A 6962-nucleotide genomic window follows, 5' to 3' on the forward strand; every position below is an offset into this window, starting at 1 on the left:
CTCGAACCCTGAGATATTGCCGTGGCCCGACAGGTCACTCAAAAGCAACATTGTCCGCTCGGCCTCCCGCGGCAGTTTCCGCGATGACGCAAGCAGCCTGTGCCCGTCGGCGTAGCCGTGGAGCGTTTGATCGATCAACAAAGCGCTTTCCGAACTCATTTGAATCAACATCCAATATACGCTAACAATACTGTGGACAGTTTTACTGAGAGGTAGTCACAGGAGCTTTCCTATTCTATAGTCCTTTGCAAATGAATTGATACTAGAAAAGACACTTAACTATTTGTAAAATAAAGGATTTCTAGTTAAAATAACTATCAATTCACTTGCGAGGAACTATAGGAGGCCAGAGCGTAGAACTGTTCGGCCGCACTGAGGCCTTGTTCTTCCTCCTCAAGCCTCATCTGCTTCTTCTTAATCATGTGCATCAGCTCGATGCCGGCGAGGGTACTCTGAGCTGCGTCGAAGGATTTGAATCCCAACATGGGTCGTGTGATCCGCTTGACGCCCCGGTGGTCCTGCTCGATGATATTATTGAGATAGTTGCATTTGCGGATCGTGAGGGTCGTCCCATGCTCAGCATTGTAGCTGACGATGGCGGCGGCATTCGCGCCACTCTTGTCGATGTTAATCTTCTCCGGCGTACCATTGCGGCCGATCGCCTTAGCCAAAAACCTCTTGGCCGCCTTTTGATCGCGCTTCTCGGTGAGCAGGAAATCAATCGTTTGCCCCGTCTTATCCACTGCGCGATAGAGATAGACCCACAGGCCCCTGACTTTGATAGAGGTCTCGTCGAGGCGCCAGCTCACCCAAACGGGACGCTTGCGGCGGTGGAATTCGTCCTCGAGCTGCGGGCTGTACTTGATCACCCAACGGTTGATGGTGGCGTGATCCACGTTGACCCCGCGTTCTTCCATGAGCTCTTCGACGTGGCGCGTGCTCAGCGGGTAGGCTAAATACCATCGGACGCCCATGAGAATGACCTCTGGGGGAAAATGGGTAGTGTCGCAAATTTTCTTCCGTAGGCTATTTGGAGTATGATCATGCTCGGTCATAACAACAAAGACGTCAAGCGGGAGATAGCGAATGGTCAGTTTCAAAGGCGCCTTTTTGGAACAACAAGGGAGACGCTGTGCTAAGACCTGATGTGGACCAGCGCCGATCGACGAGTACTACCGCACTGAACGCCGCGATCGTACAAAGCATCACTGCCTTGGCAATGCCGCCTTTACGCATCCAGAAACGTTCACCTTAGGAGGTTGTTGATGAGTCGTGTACAGCCACTTTCTCCCGTCAAAATTGCCGGCTCGGAGGTGTTTTTTGCGCAGGGCATGAAGGCCGGCAACTGGGTTTTTCTGACCGGTCATGAAGCCACGGACTTCTCGACCGGCTTGGCGCCGGAAGTCGTGGGCAAGCCACGCTTCCCCTTGCATGGACCACCCAAACACCGTCGCGAAGGGGATTTCATTTTGCGGCGTTTTGAGGAATTGCTCGCCGAAGCGGGAACCGACCAAGCCCATGCCGTTCGTCTGGACCAGTACTATCCCACCTGGAAGGCCGTCGATCCCTATCATGACGCCCGACGCGCCTACTTTGGCAACTACATTCCGCCGAGCACCTCGGTGCTGATGCCTGAGCTGCTGCACAGGGATGCGGACATTAACGCTTCGATGATCGCCGTCATGCCGGGTGAAGGGCGAGAGGTACAGCGCGTTTCTCAGTCGCATCTGGTGGCGCCCACCGGGTCAGGCTTCGCGCCAGTTGCGACCTCGGGCGACTACATCTTCATAGCGGGTCAGATGGCCCATTTTGGCGGCAACACGGGGGTGGATCCATCAGCCCAAGTGCCGGATGCGGCTCTGTGGGCCGGAACCGAGATCAACCTGCAAGCCGAGTTCATTATCAAGGCGTTACTCAGTCCTGCTCTGGAGGCGGCGGGGTCGTCACTTGAGAACGTCATCAAGACGCAAGCGTACCTGGCGAATGTCGAAGACTTCCCGCACTTCATGGGGGTCTGGAACATGTATGTCGGCGATCACCCCTGTGCCCTAAGCGTGGTGCCAACGGCAGGTTTCGGGACGCTTGGAGGTATCATCGAAATCAATGTGCTGGCGGTCAAAAACGGTGGCGCAAGCAAGAAAGAAATTGTCGCTTGCGATATACCATCCACTATGACGTATGGCCCCCCAGCCGTGCGAGCCGGCGACCTGTTACTGCTCTCAGGACTGATAGCCACCGACGAAGACGGCGCCGTTGCGGACGTCGAGGCTCGGGTGGGAATGCCATATCACGCGGTGAGTTCACGGTCGCAAATGCGCTATATCCTTGAAACAGCGCAGCGTATCTGTGACGCTGGCGGTACGTCGCTTGCCAACGTTGTCCGTGTGCATCAGTTCCATACTGACCTGAGAGAATTTTACCCGATGTACACTGTCTGGCAAGAGTTCTTGCCGGATCAGCCCATTCCCTTCAGTGCCGTCCGCGTGCCGTCTCCAATGCCCGCTCCGGGATGTACGGTGATGGTTGATTTGTGGGTTTATGTGCCATCAGATTAACCATGCCTCGAACCCAATTTCCTGTCCTTCCCGAAAACTAAAGTCTGTTGCACTGTTGGGCCGCGCTGAGGCCCTTTTCCTCCTCTAAAAGGCGTGGTCTTCCAGGGGCGACACTCGCTTGCGGCTGCTATAGCGCCTTCTTGACGCCGCTGTCTTACCCGCGGCAAGGGCGCTTGGGTGAGATACGGTTTTTAAGGTATCGTATCAAAATGATAATGTTTATCTGGGTCATATTGATAATGGTCATAACAATGATAAGCACGATGTCCATTCTTACTTTTATTTTTCTACATTTATAATCAACGAGTTACGGAAAAAATTAAGTAAAACTTCGTCTAACCCAGTAGCCCATCAGAGAAACCAGCGCGTTGCAGAAAAATCTGGTATAACGTAGCTCATGGAAAGCACCTATCCCCAAGTCAACGCCAACTCCGAGCTGGCGCCAGTGAACGGCAAGAGCGCCACGCCCTTTTCCCAGCAGACAGTGGTACTGACCAAGCAGGCCTATATCGAACTCAAGTGGGAAGCGAGCTACTGGCGGGCGCAACACGCGCGGCAGGTGGAGCGCGAAATGGCCTTGAAGACGCAGGTGGAAGCACTTGAAGCCACGGTGCGCGACCTGAACCAGCGCCTCTACGGCATTAAGAGCGAGAAATCCGCTGGTCCCGAGCGCGCGGGTGAGTTCGAGCCAGCCAAGGTTCGCAATGGCGGGCAGCAGCCTGGCAGTCCGGGGCATGGCCGTAGTGATCGCTGCGCCCTGCCGGTGGTGGCCGAAGTCCATGACTTGAGCGAGGCGGCAAAATACTGCCCCGCCTGTGGCGAGGCGTTGGCGCCGTTTCCCGGGGCGGAAGAATCCAACATTATCGAAGTCCAGGTCCAAGCCCATCGTCGTCGCATCCAACGCCTGCGCTACCAAAAGAGGTGCGAGTGCCCACAGGTTGCCGGCATTGTGACGGCACCGCCAGCGCCGCGCGTCATCGCGAAAAGCGGCTTGGGGGTGTCGGTCTGGACGATGGTGTTACTGGACAAATACCTCTATGGCCGTCCCACCGAGCGCTTATGTGCCGAGTTACGGCATCATGGCTTGCCCCTGGCCCAAGGCACGCTCACCGATGGGTTACAAAAAATCGCGGTACTCTTTGAGCCAGTGATGGCGGCGCTGTATGAGCGGCAGATGAGCGAAAAGGTGTTCCACGGTGATGAAACCCGGTGGGAAGTGTTTGAAGAGGTCGAGGGCAAAATCGGTCATCGCTGGTATCTGTGGCTGACCAAGTCGGCCTCGGTGGTGTACTACCGCATGTCGCCTGGAGGTGGGGCGGATGTGCCCAAAGCGCATTTTGCGGGCCTGCGCAAGGACCTGGTGGAGGTGGTGCTGGTGCTGGTGTGTGACCGGTACATCGCCTACAAATGTCTGGCCAAGGATCATGACGACCTGATTTTGGCTTTTTGCTGGGTGCATGTGCGGCGCGATTTTCTGGGAGCGGCACGCAGTTGGCCGGAGTTTGAGAGCTGGATGTTCGTCTGGATCGAAGATATCCGTGAGCTCTACCGCCTCAATAAGGCCCGTCTAGAGGTCTGGGATGAGACCTTGCCGCGCGATCGCCAATCGTCTGCCTTTGCTGAGTGCCACCATGACCTCAAAACCAAGCTGAGCCAGATGCAAACCCGCTTTGAGGCGCATCTTCAAGAGCCCGACCTCCACCTGCTCAAGCACAAGGTGCTGACCAGCTTGCACAACCACTGGAACGGGCTCACCGTCTTTGTCGATCGTCCCGAAGTGGCGATGGATAATAACACCGCAGAACGGATACTGCGCAACCCGGTGGTGGGCCGCAAGAACTACTACGGCTCAGGCAGTGTGTGGAGTGCCCACCTGGCAGCGGCGATATTTAGTGTGGTGCAAACGATCTTGCTTTGGGAGCTCAATCCGCACCATTGGTTGAGTGCCTTCTTGCAAGCTTGTGCAGAAAATGGCGGCCAGAGCCCGACGGACCTCGGCTCATTTCTGCCCTGGCAGATGACGGCAGAACGCCGAGCAGAGCTCACTCATCCTGCGCCAGTGAGGTGGACACCCTTGGCCAGTGACGCTCAAGCTCTGGGCGAACCGGAAGTGGTCGATACCTCCGGAGGACGGCTCCGGCTTATCGCTTTACCCCGCTTCAGACAACTGATTGGGTCGCGTCACCTCGATGCTGCCAAACGGGTGCGCCCAGAGGTCGCCTGCCCAACAGAGTCCAAAGCCCGGTTACGTGTGGCAGACGCCTCTTGCCCAATGACGCCCGATGTCATGATGACACGGGATTCGCCTGCTAACTTCTTGGTACGGGTTCCCCGAAGTTTTACAAAATTAATTTCTCAACCCTTTTGGCAAGGTATTTGTGGTGTAAGTAAGGCTATAGCAAATGAATGGCTCCTGAAACGCAAGCTGAAGGGACAAAATCAATGGAACACAGTATGTGGGTTGAGATTAATGATTGGACGGCGGACTGGGTAAGCAGTGAAAATACGGCGGCGGGGCCAGCGATAATTTGGCATCTAGATTGCGAGGATTTCGATACATCATATGTCAAAACTGTCGATGCCACGCCCCGAGTTCAACCCATCATGCGCTTAAAACCCCTTTGCTTAGGGTTAATGGTTAGGTGATAAGAGCAGGGATTTTGTTGCCGCTTCTGTGTGGCGCTGTTTAGGATTTATCGGCAAGCTGAAATTCACAAATGCGCTTCGTACCGGCAAAGAACCATCTTGGCTTGACCCCTTCAACACGCAACAACACATTAGCCTTTTGATTGAAGCGGTATTCAACGAACGTTCTATCTTTTTTAATGTTTCGCCAGCCATCACCCGGTGTCCGCTTCATGCCATCGCCCTCCATCTGCTGAAACGTTATCTTCGCGATACTGACAGGCTGCATCGCATCACCTGTCAACTCATAGCAGATGCCTGAGGCGTTAGGGGGCAACTTAGAGAAAACAGCCGTTTTAAATGCATTCCAGGAGGCAAACGATTCCGTGTACGTGTTGAAGCGGCGGACGACCTGTTCATAGGTTACAACAGCTTCCGGCGACAACTCCTCAACCGGGGTCTCATCAGCCTGAGCAAGCCCACACGACGCCAACAGTAATATCACCACCACCCATCGCATAGCTCACTCCAAGGGTCAGACAAAGGCCTTAGCTTAGACTAATTCGTGCACACCGTAATAGAATACGTATTCTAAACCCGCGTTTCAAGCCAAGAGTTCGAACCAAGACGGGTTACCTGATGACCCGTCTCAATCGTATCGCTTTGATATGACACCTTAAAAACGCCGCTGACCCTCACCGTCGCGATGTCGGGGCATACCGACGCAGAGCTCGGGTGTGTCCATGGTTTGTCGCACATATCTGTCAGCACCTTGCCTTTCTGAGAAAGAATTTCAACACCGTCTGCTGCCTGCAAAAAATCTTGGCTATGCTTTCCACGCCGGATTGTATCGTGCACGCTCGGCCTAAACCTAGAGCCGGGGCGACCGGCAATAACCGGAGAGGTCTGCAAGCTGATCCAGAGTCGGTGGCAATCGACTCCGATTCAGCCGCTCGAGATTGATGCGGTCAGAAAGCTGTCGGTAGGGGGGGCTCTGCATCACCGTGACGAGGGGGTAGCGGTATGAGAAAATGTTTCCGCAATGGCTCGTTTTCAACGGTGACAGGATTTCGCCAGCGGCAAGCGTGCAAGATAGACAATGAGCGACGGTTGGATCATAATCTATCGCGTACAGGCGTGTTCAAACCTGAGACTTGGAGTCGCTATGCGTATGACATTAGTCGAATCGGACAATATCATCGGGGCGGAGGTCTTCGGACTCGCTGTGGCGGAACTGAGCCACGCGTCGGACTTCGCCGAACTCGAGAGGCGTTTCTACCATCGAAGCGTACTTTGCGTTCGCGATCAGGCGCTGTCGCCCGAGACGCTCATCGCATTTGCCAAGCGCTTCGGTGAGATCAGCCGTACTTTCCTCACCCACTACGCACATCCGGAGCATCCCGACATCCTACTCGTTTCCAACCTCCAGGAGAACGGTCGCGACATCGGCTATGCCGACGCAGGTCGTGTTTGGCACAGCGACGGCTCGTACCTGCAAAGACCGGTCGGGGTGTCGATGTTATACGCCATCGAGGTACCTGAAGAGAACGGCCAGGTTTTGGGGCGTACGAACTTCGCTTCAGCTTGGGCCGCTTATGATGGTTTGAGCGATGCGTTAAAAGAGAAGATCGAGGGCTTGCAGGCGGTTCATCAAGTTGCCGGTCGTCGCAAGTCGACCGGGACTGGCAAAGAGGACCGGGTGCAGCACGAGCAGCAACCAGAGGCGATTCACCCCTTGGTGCGCATCCATCCCTATACGGGGCGCAAATACCTGTTTGTATC

6 protein-coding genes are annotated in these 6962 nt (G+C 55.1%); 3 read left to right on the forward strand and 3 right to left on the reverse strand.

Features of this window, described 5'->3' with window-relative positions; genetic code table 11:
- Nucleotides 1-317: 317 nt before the first annotated feature.
- Complete coding sequence (locus O6944_03665) at nt 318-1055, reverse strand: IS6 family transposase (GenBank protein ID MCZ6718239.1); 738 nt, start codon at nt 1053-1055, stop codon at nt 318-320.
- 210 nt (nt 1056-1265) lie between these two features.
- Between O6944_03665 and O6944_03670 the strand changes: the two genes are divergently transcribed.
- Together O6944_03670 and O6944_03675 are read left to right on the forward strand one after the other, a co-directional pair.
- Complete coding sequence (locus tag O6944_03670; GenBank protein MCZ6718240.1) at nt 1266-2555, forward strand: RidA family protein; 1290 nt, start codon at nt 1266-1268, stop codon at nt 2553-2555.
- A gap of 397 nt (nt 2556-2952) precedes the next feature.
- A complete protein-coding gene (locus O6944_03675; protein ID MCZ6718241.1) occupies nt 2953-5049 on the forward strand; it encodes an IS66 family transposase in 2097 nt (698 codons plus the stop codon).
- Nucleotides 5050-5241: 192 nt separating this feature from the next.
- Here the strand turns inward: O6944_03675 and O6944_03680 are convergent, their stop codons facing one another.
- Nucleotides 5242-5700 carry a hypothetical protein gene (locus tag O6944_03680; protein MCZ6718242.1) on the reverse strand — a complete coding sequence of 153 codons (459 nt, stop codon included), beginning with the start codon at nt 5698-5700 and terminating at the stop codon, nt 5242-5244.
- 71 nt (nt 5701-5771) lie between these two features.
- Nucleotides 5772-6038: a hypothetical protein gene (locus tag O6944_03685; GenBank protein ID MCZ6718243.1), complete on the reverse strand. Its 267-nt coding sequence runs from the start codon at nt 6036-6038 to the stop codon at nt 5772-5774.
- A gap of 241 nt (nt 6039-6279) precedes the next feature.
- Between O6944_03685 and O6944_03690 the strand changes: the two genes are divergently transcribed.
- Nucleotides 6280-6962, forward strand: a 683-nt coding sequence (locus O6944_03690) for a TauD/TfdA family dioxygenase (protein MCZ6718244.1), incomplete at its 3' end; no start/stop codon positions are given.

Source organism: Gammaproteobacteria bacterium (assembly GCA_027296625.1).
GTDB lineage: Bacteria > Pseudomonadota > Gammaproteobacteria > JAKEHO01 > JAKEHO01 > JAKEHO01.

What these genes read in the sequence shown, in the direction of transcription:
- O6944_03675 (MCZ6718241.1), top strand. Translation starts at nt 2,953, where the DNA reads ATGGAAAGCACCTATCCCCAAGTCAACGCCAACTCCGAGCTGGCGCCA.
- O6944_03680 (MCZ6718242.1), bottom strand. Translation starts at nt 5,700, where the DNA reads ATGCGATGGGTGGTGGTGATATTACTGTTGGCGTCGTGTGGGCTTGCT.
- O6944_03670 (MCZ6718240.1), top strand. Translation starts at nt 1,266, where the DNA reads ATGAGTCGTGTACAGCCACTTTCTCCCGTCAAAATTGCCGGCTCGGAG.
- O6944_03665 (MCZ6718239.1), bottom strand. Translation starts at nt 1,055, where the DNA reads ATGACCGAGCATGATCATACTCCAAATAGCCTACGGAAGAAAATTTGC.